The 1,064-nt window shown below is 33.4% G+C and carries 1 protein-coding gene; it reads left to right on the top strand.

The features are described 5' to 3' along the window. The coding region (locus F6K13_RS34480; protein WP_287290145.1) for an esterase-like activity of phytase family protein at positions 1 to 611 on the top strand (611 nt) is incomplete at its 5' end. Positions 612 to 1,064: the final 453 nt, after the last annotated feature.

Here is a 1,064-nt window from a genome sequence, read left to right as displayed (position 1 = left end):
CTGAAAAATTTCTCGTAGAAACAAACAATGGAGTTAGAAATAATCTGGCTCTTGAAAGTTTAACTATTACCCCTAGTCAAAAATATCTCTTCACCGCTACAGAAAATGCTTTAGTTCAAGATGGCAAAGAACCAACTTTTAGTATGGGTAGCTACTGTCGAATTATAGGGTATGATTTGGCTAAAGGTCAGCCAGAAACAGAATTTCTATACATCACAGAACCTATTGCTACTAATTCTAATAATGTAGGTGGTTTTAGTACCAATGGTTTAGTCGATTTACTTGCGTTAGATGATACTCATCTTTTAAGTTTAGAACGGTCTTTTTCCCTAGGAACAGGAAATGTAATTAAACTTTTCCAAATAGATTTATCAGATGCAGATAATATTCAAAAAATTGATGGTTTAAATAATCAAATTACTGATATTTCTCCAGTGCAAAAAAAATTACTCTTAGATTTCAGCACTCTAGAAATAGTCTTAGACAATATTGAAGGTATAACTTTTGGCCCAAAATTGGCAGACGGTCAGCGATCGCTCATCCTAGTTAGCGATAATAATTTTAACCCTCTACAAATTACTCAGATTTTGATATTTAGCACTAATCTTTAGTTAGCAGTCAGTAGGCGAAATAAAAACTATAGTGCTACAGTATATTTAGGGTAGACTATCTGTTTAACTATTCAGTAGTGGTACTTAGACATTTTATCGTAGAAAAAATGCGTCAAATTCAGTCTAGACAAGGAAATTACGTCGATGCCTTAAAAATGGCTAGAACCCCTGGTTATTCAGGATTTATGCCTTTTTGACGTAAAAGCCTCTGCCCATCTATATTTGATCCTATTTTCTGGCTTTATTTTGTGTAAGTACCAATAGTCAGTAGTGATGTGGAAATTTATAAAACTTACTGACCAACCATATCAAGCAGCAAAATAAAAACTATAGTGCCATAGTATATTTAGGGTAGACTACCTGATTAACTACTGAATAGTTAAACAGGTAGTCTACCCTAAATATACTATGGCACTATAGTTTTTATTTTGCTGCTTGATATGGTTGGTCAGA

Source organism: Okeania sp. SIO2B9 (assembly GCF_010672505.1).
Classification (GTDB): Bacteria; Cyanobacteriota; Cyanobacteriia; order Cyanobacteriales; family Microcoleaceae; genus Okeania; species Okeania hirsuta.
This window is presented reverse-complemented; position numbering and strand designations above follow the sequence as displayed.